This window comes from Halopseudomonas pelagia (genome assembly GCF_009497895.1).
In the GTDB taxonomy this organism is placed as follows: domain Bacteria; phylum Pseudomonadota; class Gammaproteobacteria; order Pseudomonadales; family Pseudomonadaceae; genus Halopseudomonas; species Halopseudomonas pelagia_A.
This window is the reverse complement of the sequence record NZ_CP033116.1, coordinates 4010193-4031400: the sequence shown is the minus strand read 5'-3', so window position 1 is coordinate 4031400 and position 21208 is coordinate 4010193. Positions and strand designations below refer to the sequence as shown.

General features: G+C 59.6%; 21 protein-coding genes. 8 read left to right on the top strand and 13 right to left on the bottom strand.

The window, feature by feature from the left end; all coding sequences use genetic code 11:
* Nucleotides 1-2: 2 nt before the first annotated feature.
* From EAO82_RS18525 to EAO82_RS18510, 4 genes are all read left to right on the top strand, one after another.
* Complete coding sequence (locus tag EAO82_RS18525) at nucleotides 3-1553, top strand: MFS transporter (RefSeq protein WP_096345258.1); 1551 nt, start codon at nucleotides 3-5, stop codon at nucleotides 1551-1553.
* 76 nt (nucleotides 1554-1629) lie between these two features.
* Complete coding sequence (locus EAO82_RS18520; protein ID WP_096345257.1) at nucleotides 1630-2868, top strand: dicarboxylate/amino acid:cation symporter; 1239 nt, start codon at nucleotides 1630-1632, stop codon at nucleotides 2866-2868.
* Nucleotides 2869-2897: 29 nt separating this feature from the next.
* Nucleotides 2898-3539, top strand: coding sequence for an MBL fold metallo-hydrolase (locus tag EAO82_RS18515; protein ID WP_096345290.1), 642 nt, complete (start codon nucleotides 2898-2900; stop codon nucleotides 3537-3539).
* Between the two features lie 103 nt (nucleotides 3540-3642).
* Nucleotides 3643-4311 carry an OmpA family protein gene (locus tag EAO82_RS18510; RefSeq protein ID WP_096345256.1) on the top strand — a complete coding sequence of 223 codons (669 nt, stop codon included), beginning with the start codon at nucleotides 3643-3645 and terminating at the stop codon, nucleotides 4309-4311.
* 69 nt (nucleotides 4312-4380) lie between these two features.
* Here EAO82_RS18510 and EAO82_RS18505 read toward each other — a convergent pair whose 3' ends face one another.
* Genes EAO82_RS18505 through EAO82_RS18495 form a run of 3 tightly spaced genes read right to left on the bottom strand, consistent with a single transcriptional unit; the run spans nucleotide 4381 to nucleotide 8677 of the window.
* On the bottom strand, nucleotides 4381-5286 hold the full coding sequence (locus EAO82_RS18505) for an acyltransferase (RefSeq protein WP_096345255.1): 906 nt from the start codon (nucleotides 5284-5286) through the stop codon (nucleotides 4381-4383).
* A 45-nt stretch (nucleotides 5287-5331) separates the two neighbouring features.
* Nucleotides 5332-7464 carry a phosphate acetyltransferase gene (gene pta, locus EAO82_RS18500; protein WP_096345254.1) on the bottom strand — a complete coding sequence of 711 codons (2133 nt, stop codon included), beginning with the start codon at nucleotides 7462-7464 and terminating at the stop codon, nucleotides 5332-5334.
* Between the two features lie 25 nt (nucleotides 7465-7489).
* Nucleotides 7490-8677 carry an acetate/propionate family kinase gene (locus EAO82_RS18495; RefSeq protein WP_096345253.1) on the bottom strand — a complete coding sequence of 396 codons (1188 nt, stop codon included), beginning with the start codon at nucleotides 8675-8677 and terminating at the stop codon, nucleotides 7490-7492.
* Between the two features lie 151 nt (nucleotides 8678-8828).
* Between EAO82_RS18495 and EAO82_RS18490 the strand changes: the two genes are divergently transcribed.
* The 3 genes from EAO82_RS18490 to EAO82_RS18480 all read left to right on the top strand — a co-directional run bounded on the left by EAO82_RS18490 (nucleotide 8829) and on the right by EAO82_RS18480 (nucleotide 11262).
* Entirely contained in the window at nucleotides 8829-9314 is a 486-nt protein-coding gene (locus EAO82_RS18490) for a peptidylprolyl isomerase (protein ID WP_096345252.1), read from the top strand.
* A 175-nt stretch (nucleotides 9315-9489) separates the two neighbouring features.
* On the top strand, nucleotides 9490-10077 hold the full coding sequence (locus tag EAO82_RS18485; RefSeq protein WP_096345289.1) for a TetR/AcrR family transcriptional regulator: 588 nt from the start codon (nucleotides 9490-9492) through the stop codon (nucleotides 10075-10077).
* Nucleotides 10078-10152: 75 nt separating this feature from the next.
* A complete protein-coding gene (locus tag EAO82_RS18480; protein ID WP_096345251.1) occupies nucleotides 10153-11262 on the top strand; it encodes an NADH:flavin oxidoreductase in 1110 nt (369 codons plus the stop codon).
* A 37-nt stretch (nucleotides 11263-11299) separates the two neighbouring features.
* Here EAO82_RS18480 and EAO82_RS18475 read toward each other — a convergent pair whose 3' ends face one another.
* Complete coding sequence (locus EAO82_RS18475; RefSeq protein ID WP_096345250.1) at nucleotides 11300-12502, bottom strand: glycosyltransferase family 4 protein; 1203 nt, start codon at nucleotides 12500-12502, stop codon at nucleotides 11300-11302.
* 53 nt (nucleotides 12503-12555) lie between these two features.
* A complete protein-coding gene (cysZ, locus tag EAO82_RS18470) occupies nucleotides 12556-13299 on the bottom strand; it encodes a sulfate transporter CysZ (RefSeq protein ID WP_096345249.1) in 744 nt (247 codons plus the stop codon).
* A 267-nt stretch (nucleotides 13300-13566) separates the two neighbouring features.
* On the opposite strand from cysZ, the gene trxB reads away from it, so the two are divergent.
* Nucleotides 13567-14514: a thioredoxin-disulfide reductase gene (gene trxB / locus EAO82_RS18465; protein WP_096345248.1), complete on the top strand. Its 948-nt coding sequence runs from the start codon at nucleotides 13567-13569 to the stop codon at nucleotides 14512-14514.
* A 60-nt stretch (nucleotides 14515-14574) separates the two neighbouring features.
* On the opposite strand, the gene EAO82_RS18460 is transcribed toward trxB, so the two are convergent.
* From EAO82_RS18460 to EAO82_RS18425, 8 genes are read right to left on the bottom strand one after another with little or no spacing between them, the layout of a single operon-like run.
* Nucleotides 14575-15225 (bottom strand): 4-phosphopantetheinyl transferase, encoded by a 651-nt coding sequence (locus tag EAO82_RS18460; protein WP_096345247.1) that lies wholly within the window; start codon nucleotides 15223-15225, stop codon nucleotides 14575-14577.
* On the bottom strand, nucleotides 15206-15661 hold the full coding sequence (locus tag EAO82_RS18455) for an excinuclease ATPase subunit (RefSeq protein WP_231703243.1): 456 nt from the start codon (nucleotides 15659-15661) through the stop codon (nucleotides 15206-15208). The genes EAO82_RS18460 and EAO82_RS18455 overlap by 20 nt, the downstream gene beginning before the upstream one ends.
* A 40-nt stretch (nucleotides 15662-15701) precedes the next feature.
* Nucleotides 15702-16958: a beta-ketoacyl-ACP synthase gene (locus tag EAO82_RS18450; RefSeq protein WP_096345245.1), complete on the bottom strand. Its 1257-nt coding sequence runs from the start codon at nucleotides 16956-16958 to the stop codon at nucleotides 15702-15704.
* Nucleotides 16958-17683 (bottom strand): 3-oxoacyl-ACP reductase FabG, encoded by a 726-nt coding sequence (gene fabG, locus EAO82_RS18445; protein ID WP_096345244.1) that lies wholly within the window; start codon nucleotides 17681-17683, stop codon nucleotides 16958-16960. The genes EAO82_RS18450 and fabG overlap by 1 nt, the downstream gene beginning before the upstream one ends.
* A complete protein-coding gene (locus tag EAO82_RS18440) occupies nucleotides 17680-18171 on the bottom strand; it encodes a hypothetical protein (RefSeq protein ID WP_096345243.1) in 492 nt (163 codons plus the stop codon). The genes fabG and EAO82_RS18440 overlap by 4 nt, the downstream gene beginning before the upstream one ends.
* Nucleotides 18168-19358, bottom strand: coding sequence for a beta-ketoacyl-[acyl-carrier-protein] synthase family protein (locus EAO82_RS18435; RefSeq protein WP_096345242.1), 1191 nt, complete (start codon nucleotides 19356-19358; stop codon nucleotides 18168-18170). The genes EAO82_RS18440 and EAO82_RS18435 overlap by 4 nt, the downstream gene beginning before the upstream one ends.
* Nucleotides 19343-19924, bottom strand: a complete 582-nt coding sequence (locus EAO82_RS18430; RefSeq protein WP_174959029.1) for a DUF3261 domain-containing protein — start codon at nucleotides 19922-19924, stop codon at nucleotides 19343-19345. Before EAO82_RS18430 ends, EAO82_RS18435 begins: the two co-directional genes overlap by 16 nt.
* Before the next feature lie 2 nt (nucleotides 19925-19926).
* Nucleotides 19927-21204 carry an NAD(P)/FAD-dependent oxidoreductase gene (locus EAO82_RS18425; protein WP_096345240.1) on the bottom strand — a complete coding sequence of 426 codons (1278 nt, stop codon included), beginning with the start codon at nucleotides 21202-21204 and terminating at the stop codon, nucleotides 19927-19929.
* Between the last annotated feature and the right edge of the window lie 4 nt (nucleotides 21205-21208).

Below are 21208 nucleotides of genomic sequence, written 5' to 3'. Positions count from 1 at the left end.
TCATGTTGGCCACCCATCCCACCTCCGAAGTCGTTGCTCCCCGTTACGCCGGTCGCCGCGAGTGGTGGGGCTTGGCCGTGCTGGTTCTACCGACACTGTTACTGGCGCTGGACATGACCGTGCTGCATCTGGCGGCGCCGCATCTGAGCGCCGATTTGCAGCCAACCAGCTCACAACTGCTGTGGATTCTGGATATCTACGGCTTCATGATTGCCGGTTTCCTGATCACCATGGGCACATTGGGCGACCGCATCGGCCGGCGTAAACTGCTGCTGATGGGCGCCGCGGCGTTTGGTGTGGCTTCCGTACTGGCGGCCTTTTCCACCTCGGCCAATATGCTGATTCTGACCCGCGCTTTGCTGGGTATCTCCGGCGCCACGCTCATGCCCTCGACGCTGTCGCTGATTCGCGAACTGTTCGAGGTGCCGTCGGAACGTACCTTCGCGATCACCGTGTGGATGACCGGCTTTCTGGTCGGCAGCGCGCTGGGGCCATTGGTGGGCGGCGCCTTGCTGGAATTCTTCTGGTGGGGGTCGGTATTTCTCCTGGGCGTACCGGTCATGTTGCTGTTGCTGGTCGCCGGGCCATTGCTGTTGCCTGAATGCAAAGATAGAAAAGCCGGGCGGCTGGATATCACCAGTGCGCTGCTGTGTATCTCGACCTTCCTGTCGCTTGTGTATGGCATCAAGGAGCTGGCACGCGATGGCATCAGCCTGGTGGTATGCGTCGCGGTGCTCGCCGGGGTGTTGATCGGCTGGGTGTTTATCCGTCGTCAGCGGGCGCTGACTCAGCCAATGTTCGATCTGCGGCTGTTTGCCAATCGTGCTTTCAGTACCTCGGTGGTCGCCATGATGCTGACCATCCTGGCGTTGTCAGGGACCTGGCTGATGGTCTTTCAATACCTGCAGGGTGTGCTCAGGTTGTCGCCGTTGTGGGCCGGCGTGCTGATGGTGCCCTCGGCAGTTATCCAGGTGCTGTTGTCGCTACTGGTGCCGCGCATGGCGAGGCGGATCAAGCCGTCGCATCTGGTCAGCGGCGGTTTGCTGCTCGCGGTGTTCGGGTTCGTGTGCATGATGCTGGTCAATGACATGGCCACCGTCTGGTGGTTGGTCGCCGGCACCATCATCATGGGCGTGGGCATCATGCCGATGATGATCCTGGGTACTGATCTGGTGATAGGTTCGGCGCCAGCCGAGAAAGCCGGCGCGGCTTCGGCAACCTCGGAAACCGCCACGGAGCTGGGTATGGCCATGGGCATTGCGGTGATCGGCAGCATCGGCGCTGCGGTATACCGTCGGCAGATGACCGACAGCATTCCTGCCAGCGTACCGGTGGAGCAGGCTGAAATCGCCATTGATACCATCGGTGGTGCGTTGGGCGTGATTGCCCGATTGCCTGCCGAGCCGGCGGCGGATTTGCTGCTGGCTGTGCAACAGGCCTTTAGCGCCGCCCTGCACACCAATGCCATCATTGGCGCATTGATCATGTTCTTGACCGCTGTGTTAACAGCGCGCTTTCTTCGTCACTTGCCGGTGTTGAGCGCAACGCATTAAGTCATGCAGGCCAATTGATGTATTCTTGAAATTCCTTTGAAATGAACAATTCGCCAGACCCGCGGAGAGCGAGCCCATGCCCAGCTTGAATCGTCAGATACTGATTGCCGCCTGTTTGGGTGTTCTGATTGGCTGGGGGCTGGGCTTTTTGCCTGCCGAGCAGGGTGTGCGTTCGGGTGTGCTCTATGCCAGCACGCTGATTGGTAGCATTTTCATTGGCATGTTGAAGATGATTCTGGTGCCGCTGATATTTACCTCCATCGTCGTGGGTGTGGCCAATCTGCAGGCACACCATCAGGTCAATCGGGTGTGGATAACCACGCTGGTGTATTTTGTCATAACCGCTTCTCTGGCCATGCTCGTGGCGTTGATCGCAGCGAATATCTTCAAGCCCGGTGCGGACCTGCCAATCACCCTGTTCGCCGATGCCATGGACGCGTTCGAGGCCCGGCAATTGACCATGCCGGAGTTCTTCCTGCACTTTTTCGCCAACCTGTTCCAGAACCCCTTCGCTGCCTTTGCCAACGGCAGCATCCTGGCCATTGTCGTATTTGCACTGTTTATCGGCATTGCGCTGGTGGCCGGTGGCGAGCGTTATAGCGGCATACTGACTCTGATGCAGGAGTTTCTTGAGCTGCTGATGCAGGTGATCAACTGGATCATGCGTCTGGCGCCGCTGGGGATTCTGGCACTGCTGATCCGGCTGGTGGCCGAGCAGGATGTGTCATTGCTGGTGACCATGCTCGGCTTTATCGTGCTGGTGTTTGCCACCACGCTATTGCACGGCGTGGTCATCTTGCCGGGTATATTATTTGCGGTTACCGGCAAGTCACCGTTGTGGTTCTGGCGCGGCTCACGGGAAGCGCTGATTACTGCGTTTGCCACCAGCTCCAGCGCCGCTACGCTGCCAATTTCCCTGCGCTGCGCCGAGCACAACCTCGGGGTGCGACGCAGCATCGCCGGCTTTGTTTTGCCTCTGGGCGCCACCATGAACATGGACGGCACCGCGCTTTACGAAGCGGCAGCGGCGCTGTTCGTCGCCAACCTGGTGGGCATTGAGTTGAGCTTCGCGCAACAGATGGTGGTGTTCTTTACTGCGATGATCGCTTCCACCGGTGCGCCAGGCATCCCCAGTGCCGGCATGGTGACCATGGTCATGGTGCTGCAAGCGGTTGGTCTGCCAGCGGAAGCCATTGCCATACTGCTGCCCATCGACCGCCTGCTGGACACCGTGCGCACCGCCGTCAATGTGGAAGGGGATATTGTCGGGAGTCTGGTGGTAGACAAATTGGTGCATCGGGGCGAGGAGAGTTGATGAAAGCTGAAAACAGAAGCGGAACCGGCATGACCAATGCTACCGCGCTGATCCGCGAAACCTTCCCCGTCGGTCCGTTGCAGTGCAACTGCACCATCATCGGCGACCCCGTGAGCAAGAAAGCCTTGGTGATTGATCCGGGCGGCGATCACCAGTTGATCCTTGATCGGCTGGACGCGCTGGGCTTGAAGGTGGTGAGCATCATTCATACGCATGCGCACCTGGATCACTTCCTGGCCTCCGGCGAGATGAAAAAGGCCACCGGCGCCACACTGCATTTGCACAAGGAAGACCAGTTCCTCTGGGATAACCTGGAAATGCAGTGCAAATTGTTTGGCGTGCCCTATGTGCCGGTACCGGCGCCGGATCAGTGGTTGAGCGATGATGAGGAGCTAGCCTGCGGGTGTGGCGTGGCCTTGCATACGCCAGGCCATACGCCGGGCTCGATGAGCTTCTGGTTCCCGCAGGACAAGCTGCTGATTGCCGGTGACACGCTGTTTCGCGGCGGTATCGGCCGCACTGATTTGTGGGGTGGGGATTATCGGCAGATCGAGAAGTCTATCCGCGAGAGGCTTTATCGTCTGGACGAGGAGGCGGTGGTGGTGACCGGGCACGGCGCCGATACCCTGTTAGGCGATGAAATGCGCAGCAACCCGTTCATCCGCGCCTGAGTTCAGGAAATAAATGCCGGCTTTGTGGTCTGTATATCAGCGGGCCACCTGATTGGCATGCTAACCTCTGGACACGAGTAATTAAAAAACAAAGGATTCATTCATGATATTCAACGCCACAAAAACCCATGGTTTGATCGTTGCCGGCTTCTGCTCTGTTTTGCTGGTCGGGTGTACTACCAACCCCTATACCGGTGAGCGCGAAACAGGCAAGTCAGCCATCTATGGTCTGGGCGGTGCTGCAGCTGGCGCCGTGGTGGGCGCCGCGACTTCGAGCAAAAGTGACCGTGCCAAAGGCGCACTGATTGGCGCGACCGTCGGCGGCGCTGCCGGAGCGGGTTATGGTTATTACGTTGATCAGCAGGAAGCGCGCTTGCGTCAGGAGCTGTCAGGCACTGGCGTTCAGGTAATCCGTAACGGCGATAATCTGCAACTGGTCATGCCAGGCAATATTACATTCGCCAGCAACTCTTCGGATGTGTCCAGCAGCTTCTACCCGACGTTGAATTCACTGGTCAAGGTGTTCAAGGAGTTTGACAAGAACGGTATCGATATCATCGGTCATACCGACAGCACCGGTGGCATGGACCTGAACATGCGTCTGTCACAGGAGCGGGCTGGAAGCGTCGCAGCTTACCTGACCGGCCAGGGTGTACCAGGGTCGCGTATCAGCAGCAGTGGCGCTGGTCCGAATCAGCCGATTGCCAGCAATAATACTGAAGCCGGCCGGGCCCAGAACCGCCGCGTGGAAATCAACCTGCGTCCGCTGTAACCAGGTTGTAAGTGATAGGCTCTACCGCGGGGTTTCCTCGGTAGAGCCAGTACTGATTCAGTGATTGCTTTAGCGTCCCGGCGGATAGTCGTGGTGCAATTTGTCCAGCAACAGATCCTTCTCTTCCCAAAGACTGTTCACCCAACGCTGAAATTCGGCGCGGAAGACTTCGTCGTGGTGATAGTCGCCACCCAGCATCTCAGTTGGGATCGGCTTGATCTGACAGCGCACCACTACCTTCCTAATACGTCCGCTGAGCAGGTCCCAGAAAGTCGGGCTACCGTCGGGGTAATGGATGGTGATATCCACCAGTGAACGTAGCTGCTCCCCCATCGCATCGAGTACAAAGGCGATGCCGCCGGATTTGGGCTTGAGCAGATGCCGGTAGGGCGACTGTTGCTCGGCGTGCTTGGCTGGCGTCAGTCGGGTGCCTTCGAGAAAATTGAATACCGCTACCGGGGTAGTCTTGAATTTTTCACAGGCCTTGCGCGTAGTTTCCACATCCTGCCCGGCCTTTTCCGGATGCCGTGCCAGGTAGGCCTTGGTGTAGCGTTTCATGAACGGGAAATCCAGCGCCCACCAGCAGATGCCAATGATCGGCACCCAGATCAGTTCCTGCTTGAGAAAGAACTTGAGCATCGGCATGCGCCGATTGAAGTTGTGCTGCAATACCAGAATATCGACCCAGGTCTGATGGTTGCTGGTGACCAGATACCAGCCGTCGTAATCCAGCCGCTCGCGGCCCTGAATATCCCATTCGATGTTACCGGTCAAAGCCATCCAGCCGCTGTTGCAGGCGATCCAGAATTCGGCGATGCGGATGATCTGCCGGGTGCAGAATACCTGCAGGCTTTTGATCGGTAGCAGTTTGATCAGCGATAGTGGAAACAACACACTGAAACACAGGAGTGTATTGAGGATCAGCAGCAGCGCCGCGAGGGCGCCGCGTAGGCCATGAGGCAGAAAACTCAGCATTCTAAGGGCTCACTCAAAAGGCCAGTCTGTAATGCTGGCTCGAATCTATTCATTCATCTCGGCCTGAATGGCGGTCAGAGCGATGGTGTAGACAATGTCATCCACCAGCGCGCCGCGAGACAGGTCGTTTACCGGCTTGCGCAGGCCCTGCAGCATGGGGCCGACACTGACTACGTTGGCGCTACGCTGCACGGCCTTGTAGGTGGTGTTGCCAGTATTCAGGTCGGGGAACACGAACACAGTGGCCTTGCCGGCCACAGGGCTGTCCGGCGCTTTTTGTGCGCCGACGCTGGCAATGGCGGCAGCATCATACTGAAGCGGCCCATCAATCAACAATGCCGGCTCGCGTTTTTTGGCTATCTGCGTGGCCTCTCTCACCTTTTCCACATCCAGACCGGTCCCGGATTCGCCGGTCGAATAACTGATCATGGCCACTCGCGCAGGAATGCCGAAGGCTTCTGCCGAGCGAGCACTTTGAATGGCGATCTCGGCCAGCTCCTCGGCATTCGGGTCAGGATTGACCGCGCAGTCGCCATAGACCAGCACCTGTTCGGGGAGCAGCATGAAAAAGATCGAGGACACCAGGTTGTAGCCTGGTGCTGTCTTGATCAGCTGAAAGGCCGGGCGAATGGTATTGGCGGTGGTGTGGATGGCACCGGACACCAGGCCATCGACCTCGTCCAGAGCGAGCATCATGGTTCCCAGCACCACGTTGTCTTCCAGCTGCTGCAAGGCCATGGGCTCGTTCAGACCCTTGCCTTTGCGTTTCTCGACCATCGGCTGCACATAACGCTCGCGCACGCTATCCGGATCGATGATCTGCAGACCCTCGGGCAAAGTGATGTGCTGGGCGCGCGCTACTGCTTCTACTGACTCGCGTTTGGCCAGCAGGATGCACTGGGCAATGCCGCGGCGTTGGCAGATGGCAGCGGCCTGTACGGTGCGTGGTTCGTCGCCTTCCGGCAGCACGATGCGTTTTGCCGCCTGCTGGGCGCGGCGCATCAGTTGGTAGCGAAAGGCCGGGGGTGACATGCGCAGCTCGCGCGGGGTGTCACAGCGTTTGGCCAGCCAGGCATGGTCTATGTGTGATGCGGCGTACTCGGTCACCAACTCGGCGCGCTCCTGATCATCCACCGGAATTTCGCGGTTCATGCGATCCAAACGGGTGGCGGAGTTGAAGGTGTTGGTGGCCACGGCGAGCAACGGCAGGCCGCCATCCAAAGCCGGCTGGCACAGCTGCATCACCCGCGTGTCGGGTGTGAAATCGCTGGTCAGTAGCAGCCCGGCCAGTGGCGTGCCGGCCAGTGCAGCGAGGCTGGCGGCGATGATCACGTCATCGCGATCGCCCGGCGTGACGATCAACGTGCCGGGCTTGAGGCGTTCGACAATATTCGGCACGGTACGCGCACAGAGAGCTATGTCCATCACGCGGCGGTGTTGCATATCGCCGGGATGCAGGATCTTCGCGTCGAGTAAGGCGGCAACGTCGGAGGTGCGGGGTGCGTTCAATTCGTCCTGCCAGGGCACGCAGCCGATCAGACGAAACTCTTCGGTGTTGAGGACGGTTGATTCCTGCTTCAGTGCCAGCGCGTATTCTTTCAGGGTGCGCTTGAGCGCATCGCGGTCCGCCGGCGGATCTTCGCGCATTTCCAGGTTGCGCACCTTGTTGACGATCACGCCCAGCACCTTAGGGTGGCGTGGCCCGCCAAAGCCCTGGGCGTGGATCTCGATACGATCGGCCAGGCTGGCCATGTCCTGGTCATCCGGCGCAGTGACCAGGATCACATCGGCGTCCAGGCTGCGCGCCAGGTGCTGATTGATGCGGGCGGCGTAGCTGGCCTGCCGGGTCGGTACCATGCCTTCGACAATCACCACATCGGCGTCTGCTGCAGTTTGCTGGAACAGGCTGATGATATCTTCCAGCACTTCGTCGAGCTGACCATTGGCCAGGCGGTGTTCGACTTCAGGCAAGGTCAGCGGTGTCGGCGGAGCCAGGCCGAGCGTGCGGCTGATCAGCTCGCTGGACCGTTCCGGGCCGGTGTCACCCGGGTGGGGCTGGGCGATGGGTTTGAGAAAATGCACGCGCAGGCCGGTGCGCTGCAGCGCGCGAATCAGACCGAGGCTGATTGAGGTCAGGCCGACGCCGAAGCCGGTAGGAGCAATAAAGAAGGTATGCATGTAACGTCCTGTCTGGTGGGGCGGATCAGTGTGGGATCAAAGCCACGCTCTCGTCCGCGATCTGGCGCTCTTCGTCGGTGGGTATCACCATGATAGCCGGTGAGCCGACCTGATTGATCATGCATGCCTGACCCCGCGGCGCCGATGTATTGCGCTCTGTGTCGAGTTTGAGCCCGAGCACGGTCATATGTTCCAGCGTTTTGTCGCGCACCAGGGCCGAGTTCTCGCCAATGCCGCCGGTAAAGATCAACCCGTCAAGCCGCGGCAGCGCGGCGGCCAACCCCATCAATGAGCGGGCCAGACGATAGCAGAATACGTCGATCGCCAGCGCCGCGCCTGTATGGCCCTCGCTGCGTGCCTGCTCCAGTTGGCGCATGTCATTGGTCAAACCGGAGAGGCCCAAAAGGCCGCTTTCGCGGTTAAGCATGGTTTCAATACGCGGCAGATCCCAGTTCAGGGTTCTGGCCAGATGGGCATGCAGGTTGGGATCGACATCGCCGCTGCGCGTGCCCATGACCAAGCCCTCCAGCGGTGTGAGCCCCATGCTGGTGTCCTGGCTGCGCCCGTCGAGCACGGCGCAGCTGGAGCAGCCGTTGCCCAGGTGGGCGCTAAGCCAGGCGCCCCTGTTCGGCTGCAGGCCGGCAAGTTTGCTGGCCTGCGCAGTGACATACTGATGGCTGGTGCCATGAAAGCCGTAACGGCGAATGCCATGCTCGGTATACAGCGCCTCGGGCAGAGCGTAACGGTAGGCGTGCGCAGGCATGCTCTGATGAAAGGCGGTGTCGAAGATCGCCATATGCGGGATCTGTCGGAACACGCGCATGGCGGCTTCGATACCGGCCAGATTGGCCGGGTTATGCAGCGGCGCTAACGGGGCGTTGGCGCGGATGGCGTCGAGTACCTGCTGGTCGATGATCTGCGCGCCGGTAAAGTGCTCACCGCCATGCACCACCCGATGGCCAACGGCACTGAGCGGCTGGCTGGCGTGTCGCTCGATCAGCGGCAGCAGTGCGGCCAGCGCGGTCGCGTGCTCGCCGTCCGCCAGCGCCAAGGTTTCCCTGTTATCTGCATTCTGCCAGGTCAGCGTTGCCTTGTTACTGCCCAGACGATCGGCCAGACCACTCAACAGCGCTGAGGAGTGAAGCTCGCTGCGCAAGGCGAATTTGATCGACGAACTGCCGCAATTGATCACCAGGACCAGTTGGTCTGACATTGATTGATAACTCCCTTCCAGCCAGCTTGAGTACGCATTGTGGCACCGTTTGAGCCATCTTCACGGGTGGCCGTGCATCGGTCAACCCGTGCGTTATGGGGTCAATTGGCGTAAACTGACGCGCTTCACGCAAAAAGACAGGTATCAGATTATGCAGATTGCTGCCAACAAAGCCGTATCGATTGAATACACCTTGACCAATGATGCAGGCGAAGTACTGGATTCTTCCGCTGGTGGTGGCCCGCTGGTTTACCTGCATGGCGCGGGCAATATTATCCCCGGTCTGGAGCAGGCGCTTGATGGCAAGCAGGTCGGCGACGAATTGAAAGTCTCCGTTGAGCCAGAAAACGCCTACGGCGAATTCAGTGCTGAACTGGTCGCTGTACTGGGTCGCAACATGTTCGAAGGCGTCGACGAGCTGGAAGTCGGCATGCAGTTTCACGCTTCCGGTCCTGACGGCGGCATGCAGATCGTCACTATTACTGCCGTAGAAGGTGATGAAGTGACTGTCGACGGTAACCACCCGCTGGCGGGTCAGCGCCTGACATTTGAAGTCAAGGTCGCCGACGTACGCGAAGCCACTGAAGATGAGCTTGCCCATGGTCATATCCATGGTGAAGGCGGCGTCGAGCACTAAGTTGCCACGCTAGCTTCAAGCTCCAAAAAAACCGGGATATTCCCGGTTTTTTTATAACTGAATTTCATCCCCTGCACGGCTCGTGGCTTAGCGCACATTATTTTCCGCCATCAATCAAATCAATAAAGCCATATAGCGCTATAAATAAAACATGACCGGTCGTATAGTGATTGGCATGAACGCTATCCAGGATAAACGTGCACGCATTCTTGCGGCCGGCACTGAAGTCATGTTGCTCAAGGGTTATAACGGTACTGGGGTACAGGAAATTACCCAGAGCGCCGGTGTGCCCAAGGGGTCTTTCTATCATTACTTCGAAAGCAAGGAAGATTTTGCCATCCAGGCGCTGCATTACTATTACACCCCGCGCCTGGAACGCTTTGCTGCTGCCTTGCAGGCCGAGGATGCTTCGCCGCGCGAGCGGGTGTTGCGCTTCTATCGCGACCTGGTCGGATATTTTGCCAACCAGATCGAGCCCAGCCATCAGTGCTTCATCGGTAGCCTCTGCCATGAGAAAGCCGGCGACAGCCAGCCGATAGGTTATGCCGCCAGCGCGATTCTCAATCGCTCCAGCCAGGTATTGGCTGATTGTCTGGCGCAGGCCCGCGACGCCGGTGAACTGCCTGCCGACCAGGACCCGCAGGCCCTGGGCACTTTTATTGGTGCAGCGTGGGAGGGTGCTTTGCTGCGCATGAAAGTGGACCGGCAGATTGCCCCTTTACGGGTATTTATCGATCAACTGGAAAGATTATTACGTCCCTGAACTGCCCAAACCCTGACAAGACGACCGGTCAACCATCTGTCGTATTAGACGATTAACTATATACGGAGTATTTGTATGTCCGCTGATACCAGCCCACTTTTCGCCTCCTTTGAGCTCGGCCCTTTGAGCCTGAGCAATCGCATCGTCATGGCGCCGATGACGCGCAACTTTTCGCCCAATGGCGTCCCTGGCGAACAGGTAGTGGATTACTACCGTCGCCGCGCTGAATCAGGCGTTGGCCTGATCATCACCGAAGGCACCACGGTAGGTCACAAGGCCGCCAATGGCTACCCGGATGTACCGGCGTTTCATGGCGAAGAAGCCCTGGCGGGCTGGAAGAAAGTGGTCGATGCCGTACACGCGGTGGGTGGCAAGATCGCTCCACAATTGTGGCACGTAGGCAATGTGCGCCGCTTGGGCACGCCGCCGGACGGTGATGTACCGGGTTACGGCCCGATGGAGAAGATCAAGGACGGTAAAGAGCTGGTCCATGGCATGACCCACGACGATATTCAGGACGTGGTCAAGGCCTTTGCCCAGGCAGCCAAGGATGCCAAGGAAATCGGTTTTGATGCTATCGAGCTGCACGGCGCGCACGGCTACCTGATCGACCAGTTTTTCTGGGACGGCACCAACCAGCGTACCGACGAGTACGGCGGCAGCATGGAAAACCGCGCGCGCTTTGCGGTTGAAATCATCAGCGCCGTACGTGATGCGGTCGGCCCGGATTATCCGGTTATCTTCCGCTTTTCCCAGTGGAAGCAGCAGGATTACAGTGCGCGTCTGGCACCCACGCCCGATCTGCTCGAAGCCTTTCTCAAGCCATTGGCTGATGCCGGCGTGGATATTTTCCATTGCTCACAGCGGCGTTTCTGGGAGCCCGAATTTGACGGTTCACCGCTTAACCTGGCGGGCTGGACTCGCAACATCACCGGCAAGCCCTGCATTACTGTCGGTAGTGTGGGTCTGGATGGCGAGTTCCTGGAGTTCATGGTCAAGACCGACAAGGTTGCCGAAACTGCCAATATCGACGGTTTGCTTGAACGCCTGGGTCAGGGTGAATTCGATCTGGTTGCCGTGGGTCGCGCTTTGATCGTTGATCCGCAGTGGGCCGATAAAGTGCGCGAAGGCCGCTTTGCCGACATTCTGCCGTTCAGCCGCGAAGCCTTGAAAACTCTTGCTTGAGCTGAAGGCTCTGGCTCAAGCTGAACTACTGCCAGCGCTACTTCCCCAGTAGTGCTGGCAAACCTGCGGGCTGCCTGGTGGCAGCCTTCAGCAAATACCCCTCGAAACGTTGTACCACATCGCCCCAACCCAACTGGCTGGCGCGATGCCTGGCGTGCATACGTATGCTGCGCCGCCCCTCTGCATCCTTGATCAACCATTCCAGGTTTTCCAGAAACAGACTTTCATGGCCCTCTGCCGCCAGGCAGCCACTGAACCTGTCTCTTATATGCTGGTGCGCGGCTGCCAGATCGAAAGCGCATACCGCCAGGCCTGAGGCCATGGCCTCGGTGACGACATTGCCGAAGGTTTCGGTCACGCTGGGGAACACAAACAGATCGGCACTGGCATAGGCCTGAGTGAGTGGCTCGCCGACCAATGCGCCGGTGAAAACGGCTTCAGGCAACTGCCGCTGCAGGTCCGCTCGCGAAGGCCCGTCACCGACGATGACCAGGCGCAAGCGGGGTGAGCCGGGCACCTGGTTTTGCTGCAGCCGTTGCCAGGCCTGAACCAGTAAGCCCAGATTCTTTTCTGCCGCGAGGCGCCCCACGTGCAACAACACCAGATCAGTGTCAGCGACCTGCCAGCTGGCTCGCAATGCGCTGTTGCGGTGGCCGGGATGGAATCGCTCGCAGTCCACACCGCGTCCTAGCAGCGCCAGATTCTGCATGCCGGCACGCATAAGCTCGCGTTGTTGGGCAGGGCTGGCGGTCAGCGTGAGCTGCGTCCGGCCGTGGAACCAGCGCAAATAGCTCATCATCGGTTTGTGAAACAGGCTCAAGCCGTAATGATCACTGTATTGCTGAAAGTTGGTATGAAAACCGCTGATCACGGGGATACCCATGCGCCGTGCCACCCGCAGAGCTGACCAGCCCAGCGGCCCCTCGGTGGCCAGGTAGATCGCGTCAGGTCTTTCGCGCCGCCATAAGCGCTGCAATCTGACGCCGGCAGGTAAACCCCATTGCAGCTCGGGATAGCCGGGGATCGGTAGCCCGCGCACGCGGAGTTCGCTGAAGGCCCCGCGTAAATCGCGGCCGATGGTTTCGCCGGTCTGGGCCGGGCGCACAAGCTGCACTGCGTGATGGCGCAGCAACAGGCCGTCGACAAGCCGGCCAAGAGTGTTGGCCACGCCATTGATTTGTGGTGAGTAGGTTTCAGTCACCAGCGCAAAGCGCTGGTTTGCCGCAATATTATCGATCATGCCGACATTGTCATGTGAGCCAATGATGCCGGTGTGACAATAGCGTGACAGATTTAAGGCAGCGGCTGGGGCCGCTCGCGAATCCACAGCAAGGTGGAGCCGGCCACGGCTGCAGGCATGACCAGCAGATTTACCAGCGGTATCAGCATGCCGAAGTACACCGGCAGGCCGAAGCTCAACGCCAGGGTGCGCCTGCCGCGCATCCAGCGCAGCATATCGATAAAGCTGACCTGATCGTTATCCGCCTGGTAGTCGACGTACTGCACTGCCATCATCCATACGCCAAACAGCAGCAATAGGGGTGAGGAAACAAGATTGACCACTGGAATCAGCGTCAGCAACAGCAAGCCGATCAACCGCGGCAGGTAGTAGCTGATCTTGCGCAGTTCGCGGCCCAGGCTACGCGGCACTACCAGCAGAATCTCCTTGTACCCCGTGGGCGGACTGACCAGCCCACGTTCCTGCTCGGCAACCTTTTCCGCGAGAAATCCGTAAAAGGGTGAGGCGATCAGGTTGGCTACCACGCTGAAGCCGAAAAACAGCACAACCAGCACGACCAAGGCAAACAGTGGCCAGAGCAACCACTCGATAAAGGCCATCCACTCCGGCAGGCTGCCCATCAGCCGAGCCATCAGCAGATTGAACTGGGTCACGCCCCAACTGATCAAGGCGATGAATACGCCCAGGTTGAGGATGAGCGGTATCACCAGAAAACGCTTGAGCCCTGGCTGGCGTATTCTGTTCCAGCCCTCGCGCAGGTAATCAGGGCCGCGCATGGGGATGATGAGTTCTGGCATTGCTACTGTCCTTGAGTAAATGGGTCGCCACTAAGACGGGTTTGCTTAGCATCGCCTGTGCATTATCACTATACCTGCCCTATAGGGGTAAACTATCCGGCTGATACAAGCTTTGGCATTTCCAAAGGCCCGTCGCTGCCCTAACATGCACGCAATCAAAAACCACGGTCCTGACTTGTTGTTTGGTCGTCAGGTTACCAGCCGCACCTGGCTGGCGGGTCGTCAGTTTAATTATTTGCACCGCCAGCGCGGTGTTCTGGAGGCAGTATGTCTGAAGTACGTCACACCCGGCTGATCATCCTGGGTTCCGGCCCGGCTGGCTACAGCGCCGCTGTTTACGCGGCACGTGCCAACCTGAAACCGGTGTTGATCACGGGTATGCAGATGGGCGGTCAACTGACCACCACCACTGAAGTGGATAACTGGCCTGGCGACGTTGAAGGTCTGCAGGGTCCGGCGCTGATGGAGCGCATGCGTCAGCATGCCGAGCGTTTCGAGACTGAAATCATTTTCGACCATATCAACAAGGTCGACCTGAACAAGCGTCCGTTCAGCCTCTGGGGTGATCAGGGTGAATATCAGTGCGACGCGCTGATCATCGCCACTGGCGCCTCTGCGCGCTACATCGGTCTGCCGTCCGAAGAAGCCTTCATGGGCAAGGGCGTCTCCGCCTGCGCTACCTGTGACGGGTTTTTCTATCGCAACCAGGATGTCGCAGTCGTCGGTGGTGGTAACACCGCTGTTGAGGAGGCGTTGTACCTGGCCAATATCGCCAAGAAGGTCACGCTGGTGCACCGCCGCGAGACCTTCCGCGCAGAAAAGATTCTGATCGACAAGCTGATGGCGCGGGTTGCCGAAGGCAAGATCGAGCTCAAACTGAATGCGACGCTGGATGAAGTGCTCGGCGACGCCAGCGGTGTTACCGGCATGCGCCTGGCGCTGAATGCTGGCGGCAGCGAAGAGGTGAAACTGGCCGGGGTATTTATCGCTATCGGTCATACGCCGAATACCAGCCTGTTCGAAGGTCAGCTGAACATGAAAGATGGCTACCTGAAGATCCACAGCGGTACTGAAGGCAATGCCACTGCGACCAACGTACCGGGCGTATTTGCCGCGGGCGATGTGGCTGACCATATTTATCGCCAGGCAATTACCTCAGCCGGTGCCGGCTGTATGGCCGCATTGGATGCCGAGCGGTATCTCGACGAGCAGTAAGCGGCGGTCTGGTTAGCTGTGACAAAAGCCTCCTGCTACGGAGGCTTTTTTATTGGTTGCTCAGTCCAGAATAAAAACGCTGGTCGGCTGCATGCCGGGGAACAGCTTTGCAGGGTCGGGGTGGGGGCTCAATCGCCCCTCGCTGACTATGGCCAGTGTCCATTGATCGCCCTGCCAGACTGCGCAATCCAACCTGTGCTCGGCGAGGGTGTGCAAGCGCATGGCAAACAGGTTCTCTGCAGGATCCGGGGTGTGGCTGGCGTGTTTGAACAGCGATTCGTACAGCGTCCAGCTCTGATAGAAAGCAGATACTCTCGAGTCGGCTTCACGTATGCGTTGCCTGACCCAGGGCTCCGGCAGTTGCTCGATCAGCACGTCAAGCCGGGCAGTTCGGCGCGCCGCCGCGTATTCCAGATCAATCCCGAAAAAGCGATTGGCCAAGCCGACTACTACCCGACCCTTTTTGTGGGTGATATTGGCGTACCATCCCGAATGCAGGCCAGGATGGGTGGGCTTGCCCTGGCCGCGAGCGCTCCAGAGTGCGGGGGGGCAATGCATGCCCAGTTGCGCGGCGAGCTCACTGAGAAGCTCGCGGGCGTAGCTGGAGTAGGCTGGTCCTGATTGGCTGGCGGCATGCTCGTTGTCCAGATCGCCGCCAGCCAGTAACAGCCGTGGAGAGCTTTCCTGGAGTTTATTCAGCGAGGGTGACAACGTCGCCCCGTAGTGCGACTCCTGCCATGATCGCTCCGGCGTGACACTCGAATTCGCTGCGCGACACGTTCGGCTGCTGTTTGTAATAGCTTTCGATGTTGATGACCGCATTGCCGCCTTCCGTTCTGACGCGGTCCTGCAAAGACAGCAGCGCAGATAGCATCACCCAGTTGCAGGCGGCCTGATCGCTTTTGCCAAAGGCATTGGTTTTCTTGTTGGTAATAAAACTGCCGTGCTCCTCAAGCACCTTGCCGTGCGGCGCGTCGGCGAAGATGAACTTGATTGACGGGTCAAGCTTCTGTTTTGCATCAGGCGTATTCATGGCGGTTTCCACCGACAGCATATGCACCGTGTCCCGCGCCTGTGCCGATGGCGCCAGCAACGCGATCAACAGACCGCCGACAGCCAATGACAGCGTATTCATTCCTTTATGCATGATTATTCCCTTTTATTGGTTTTCGGTTGGCGGGCGGAATTCAATCCCAGCGACCAATAATGATTGAAGTGTTGATGCCGCCGAAAGCAAAATTATTGCTCATCACGTACGGGCAGTCGAGCTGCCGCGGTTCACCGATAATATAGTCCAGTGGCGCGCAGGCGGGGTCTGGGGATTCCAGATTGGCGCAGACATGAAAACGCCCGCTGCGCTGCATCTCGATCGCGGCCCAGGCTTCCAGCGCACCGCAGGCACCCAGGGTATGCCCGGTAAAACTCTTGAGTGCACTGATGGCTGCGCGTTGGCCAAACACAGCGTGGGTGGCCTGGCTCTCGGCAACGTCGCCCAGACTGGTGGCAGTGCCATGTGCGCTGATATAACCGATCTGCTCCGCACCCAGGTTGGCATCTGCCAGGGCAAGGCGAATAGCCTGTTCCATCATCGCCGCATCGGGTTGCGTCACATGCCGGCCGTCGCTGTTGGTACCAAACCCCAGAATTTCCGCGTGAATGGTCGCGCCGCGCGCCAGGGCATGCTCCAGCTCTTCAAGAATCAGCGTGCCTGCACCTTCACCCACCACCAGACCATCTCGATCCTTGTCGAATGGCCGAGGCGAGGTGTGGGGTGCGTCATTGCGCGTGCTGGTAGCAAACAAGGTGTCAAATACCGCGGCTTCAGCGGCAGAAAGCTCCTCGCAGCCGCCGGCCACCATCGCTGTTTGTCGACCAAAACGAATCGCCTCGTAGGCATAGCCTATGCCCTGACTGCCCGAGGTGCAGGCGCTTGACGTGGTATGGATGCGGCCGCGCATGCCGAAAAACACTCCGATGTTCACCGCGGCGGTATGCGCCATCATGCGTATATAGGAATTGGCATTAAGACCGTCGGTGGATTTGTTCAGCAGCATATTGCCGAAGTCCGCGACTGCATCGGGTTCGCCGGCTGAGGCACCGTAGGCGATGCCCATATCGCCGCTGGTGAGCAATGGGCTGTCGAGCAATCCGGCGTCGATCAGCGCCAGCTCCGTAGCGCGGGTGGCCATCTGGGCGCCGCGGCCCATGCTGCGCAACACCCGCCGGTTGTACTGCGCGGGCAAACTGAAATCACTGACCGGTGCGCCGAGCCGCGTGTGCAGGCCGTCGTATTCCGACCAGTCGGGCATGTAGCGTATACCCGTTTCGGCGCGATCCAGTCGGCCCTGAATCGTCGCCCAGTCATTGCCTATCGGGGAAAAGCCTGCCATGCCGGTGACCACTACGCGGCGTCCAAGCCCGTCCTGGCGTCGAGTATCGGTCATCAGCACATGCCTCCGTTAACCGAAAAGACCTGCCGAGTAATGTAACCGGCATCCGCCGAACATAAAAAAGCGACGGTGGCGGCGACCTCGTCAGCGGAACCCAGACGCTGCATGGGAATGGCCTTGAGCGCTTCGTCGATCACATGCTGCTCGACCATCTCGGTATCGATCAGCCCCGGGGCGACACAATTAACAGTGATTTTGCGTTTCGCCAGCTCCACCGCCAGGGCTTTCATCGCGCCAATCAGGCCGGCTTTCGAGGCACTGTAATTGACTTGCCCACGATTGCCCATGATGCCGGACACCGAAGACATGACAACGATACGCCCAGGCTTGCGCCGCCGGATCATCGGCATGCACAGCGGCTTCAATACGTTGTAGAAACCATCCAGATTGGTGTGAATGACGCTGTCCCAATCGCTGTCGCTCAGGGCGGGAAAGGCGCCGTCGGCGGTGATGCCGGCATTGCATACCACACCATAATAGGCGCCGTGTGTTTCCACGTCGGCTTCCAGGGCTGCGCAGGCGGCCTGGCGATCAGCGACGTCAAAGCAGAGTATGCGCGCCTGTCGGCCGAGAGCTTCTATCTCTGCTGCCACTGCTGCTGCAGCGTCCTTCTGCTGCCGGCAATGCAGGACGATATCAAACCCGTCACGTGCCAGGCGTAACGCTACGGCTCTACCGATGCCGCGGCTGGATCCCGTTACCAGTATGGTATTGCTCATGGTTGTTCTCCTTTTTGCATCGCTGCCAGCGCCTCTTCCGAATCAGGCTGGAACACACTGAGTACGGCGCTGGCCAACGGGTTTTCATGTTCATCCAGAAGCTGGCAATGAAAGGCCGCCAGGCCGTTGGCGGCTCTGAAGTCCTGCTTGATATCGACCAATACCGGGCTGCCAAACGGGAAATATTCGCGGCTGCAGTCATAGCGTCTGCTGCCGAGCAGGAAACCGACCAAGGGGAGGCGGTCTTCTGCCCGTTCCTGCACGCCGGCCCAGGCGGCGACGGCCTGCGCCATCCACTCCAGGCCGACCCATCCGGGGATGCCCAAGGCTGTGGCAAATACGTCTGCTTCGGTAGGCACTACCTGGGCGCGCAGACATTCCGCATCAACGCGCAAGATACTATCCAGCAGGCACATGCCACGTTGGTGCGGCACATAGGGCGCAATAGGGCAGGGCAGCGTCAGATTGGCATGGCAGATGGTGGTCATTCGCAGCGCTCCAGAAGCAGGGCGATGTTATTGCCGCCGAAGGCAAAGGAGTTGCTCATTGCCCGATGATAAGGGCGGGCAGGTTCAGCACCGGCGGCGCCTACATAGGTAAGCAGGGGTATTTCTGCATCGATGGGGCCGTCATGCACCTGCGGCGGCAGCTTGCCCGCGTGCAGTGACAGCCAGCAAAATCCTGCTTCCAGCGCGCCGCAGGCGCCCAGGGTGTGGCCGGTCAGTGCCTTGGTGGAACTGCAAGGCAAGGCTCCGCCAAACACCTGATCTACCGCCAGAGCTTCCATGGCGTCGTTCTGGCGCGTCGCGGTGCCGTGCAGGTTCAGGTAATCGATCTCGGCGGCCGGTACCTGCGCCATGTGCAAAGCTGCCTGCATGGCGCCGATGGCGCCTTCCCCGCCGGGATGCGGTGCCGAGATATGGTAGGCATCACTGGTTTCACCATAGCCGGCCAGTTGTATGCCACCGGGCTCTTTGGTGACCAGAAAAAGCGCGGCGGCTTCACCGAGGTTGATCCCGTCGCGGTCACGGGTGAAGGGTTGGCAGGGCTCGTCACTCAGGGCCTGCAATGAAGCAAAACCGTTGACCGTCAGACCGCACAGGCTGTCCGCCCCGCCGGCAATCACCGCATCGCAGAGACCGGCGGCGAGCATTCGATAGGCGCTGGCCAAGGCGCGAGCGCTGGAGGTACAAGCGGTTGAAAGGGTGTAGGCAGGTGCATCTGGCAGCTGCAGCCACTCAGCGACGAAACGGGCGGGCGAACCGATCTCATGGCGTTGATAGCGGAAATCAGTCGGCCAGCTCTGGTCTTCCAGGCGTTGGCGCAGGGCTATCTCGGTTTCGCCGATCCCCGACGTACTGGTGCCGAGAATTACGCCGATACGCGCCTGTGGCTGGCGCAGGCGGAAAGCCTCGAGCTCGGGCTGCAGTTGTTCAAGGGCGGCAGCGAGCAGCTGGTTGTTGCGCGAGCGGTGCTCTGCCGGCCAACTGGCCGTATCCGGTAGATCTGTCAGCACCCGCCCCAGGGGCAGCGGGCGGCCAGGGGTAAAGCCATCATCGTGGGTAAAGCCGCGGGTGCCGCTGAATAGCGCGCTGCTGATGCTGGCGAGATCGCTTCCCAGCGAACAGATCAGCGCTGGGGTGGATAGGCGGCATGGCGTCAAACGGCTGGACATAAAAGCTCTTTATTTTGACCGGCTAATTCAATCGGGATGATGTACAGGCGATGACCTGTCTGAATGTCGTCGATAAGTTTGCATTGATCAGACAGCTTGATACTGGCCACCCTTTGACCCCGATGATAAACGCTGTGTCCCGAATCGTCTCGCCGCACGGACCAGGCGCTGTGTTGGAACTGGTTTTCCAGTTCCGCCACGGGCCAGAGGGTCCAGGCCAGCCTGCTGGCAAGCCAGTGTGCGGAAAACGGCGGCTCGAAAAGCGCATCGGACAAAAACCGCGCGCCGTCGCTATCCATTACCAGCGTCAGTAGCCGCTGGCCTTGCGGGCTCAGCAGGGCCATGCGCAGCGATTCATGGTCGTGCTGAATGACGCCGAGCAATTCCTGATTGTGCTTGGCTGATTCAATGATCAGCCGTTCCATGCGTTTTGGCTCCGGGGCGAGCCTCGTCAGGTCGGGCAACGCGGCCTGATCGGCTCTGCCGGCGCAACCGGTCAGCAGTATCAGCGCCAGGACGCCAAGGGCGCAGGCTCCGCGGGCAAACCTTGGAAGAACTGCGGCCATGTTCATGTGTCCGGTTGCTGTGCAGCGGGCACGGACGACTCGGTCACTGAGGCAGCCAGTGCGTCAAGCCGACGTTTGCTGGCGGCAACCAGGGGGTTGGCCAGATCCCAGGCGTAGCCGGCCAATACCGAACTGATCAGCTGGCGAATGCGCGGAGGCTGGTTCGCGCTGAATATGATGCGTGGCAACCGCCCGTCGTACCAGGCTTCGACAAACTCGCGGAAGGTGGCGACACCCCGGCGTAGCGGTTGCTCGAATTCGGCTTGCCAATCCACGCTGTCGCCATGCAGCTGGCGCTCCACCAGTGGGGCTGCGCGCAGAGCGGAATCAAGCGCAATGGTTACCCCGGAAGAGAAAACCGGGTCGAGAAACTCGCCGGCATTGCCGAGCAACGCGAATCCGGGACCATGCAGGCTTACGACGTCGGCGGAATAGCCCTCAAGCCTGCCGGTATCCCGTACCGGGGTCGCGCGGGCTAGCAGTGAGGCAAGGCGCGGCTCCTGGCCGATAAAATGCCACAGCCGGCTTTCGTCATCCGCTCCTGCGGCCTGTAATGCGTCCTGGCTGGCGACGACGCCTACCGAGGCACGGCCGTTGCTGAAGGGGATCAGCCAGTACCACACGCCTGCGTGCTGCGGATGCAGCCCGATAAGGATTTTCTCCCGGTCATAGTCGGGGCAGTCAATCCGATCCTCAATGTGCGTGAACAGAGCGCACCTGGACTCCAGCGTCGATGCTTTGCTCAGCCCGGCCAGGCGCGACAGCACCCGGCCATAACCACTGGCGTCGAGAACAAAGCGTGCCTGTAACTGGCGGCTTTGGCCCTGGGCATCGATCAGGGTAAGTCGGGGTGCCACCGGGTCGGCATGAAAGCCATCGACCCGCGTATCGAACTCGACACTGGCGCCAGCGGCAACGGCTCCGTCAATCAGACGCTGGTCGAAGTCGGCTCGTTCCACCTGCCAGGTAGTGCCGGGTCCGGGGCTGAACTTGTCACGGAAATCGATAGCAGTGTCAGAGCCCCGCCAGGTAAAGGCGGCGCCATTTTTGACCTGAAAGCCGCCCGCGGTTGCGGCTTCAAGCAGGCCGCAATTTTCCAGGTGCACCATGCATTGCGGCAGCAGGCTTTCGCCGATGGAGAAGCGAGGAAACTGCGTGCGTTCGATCACATGCACCCGCAGGCCTTTGCGTGCCAACCATGCCGCGGCAGCGGCACCGGCGGGGCCGGCGCCGATGATAGCGACATCCGTGTTCTCAATCTGCGCTGCGGGCTTGTCCATACTG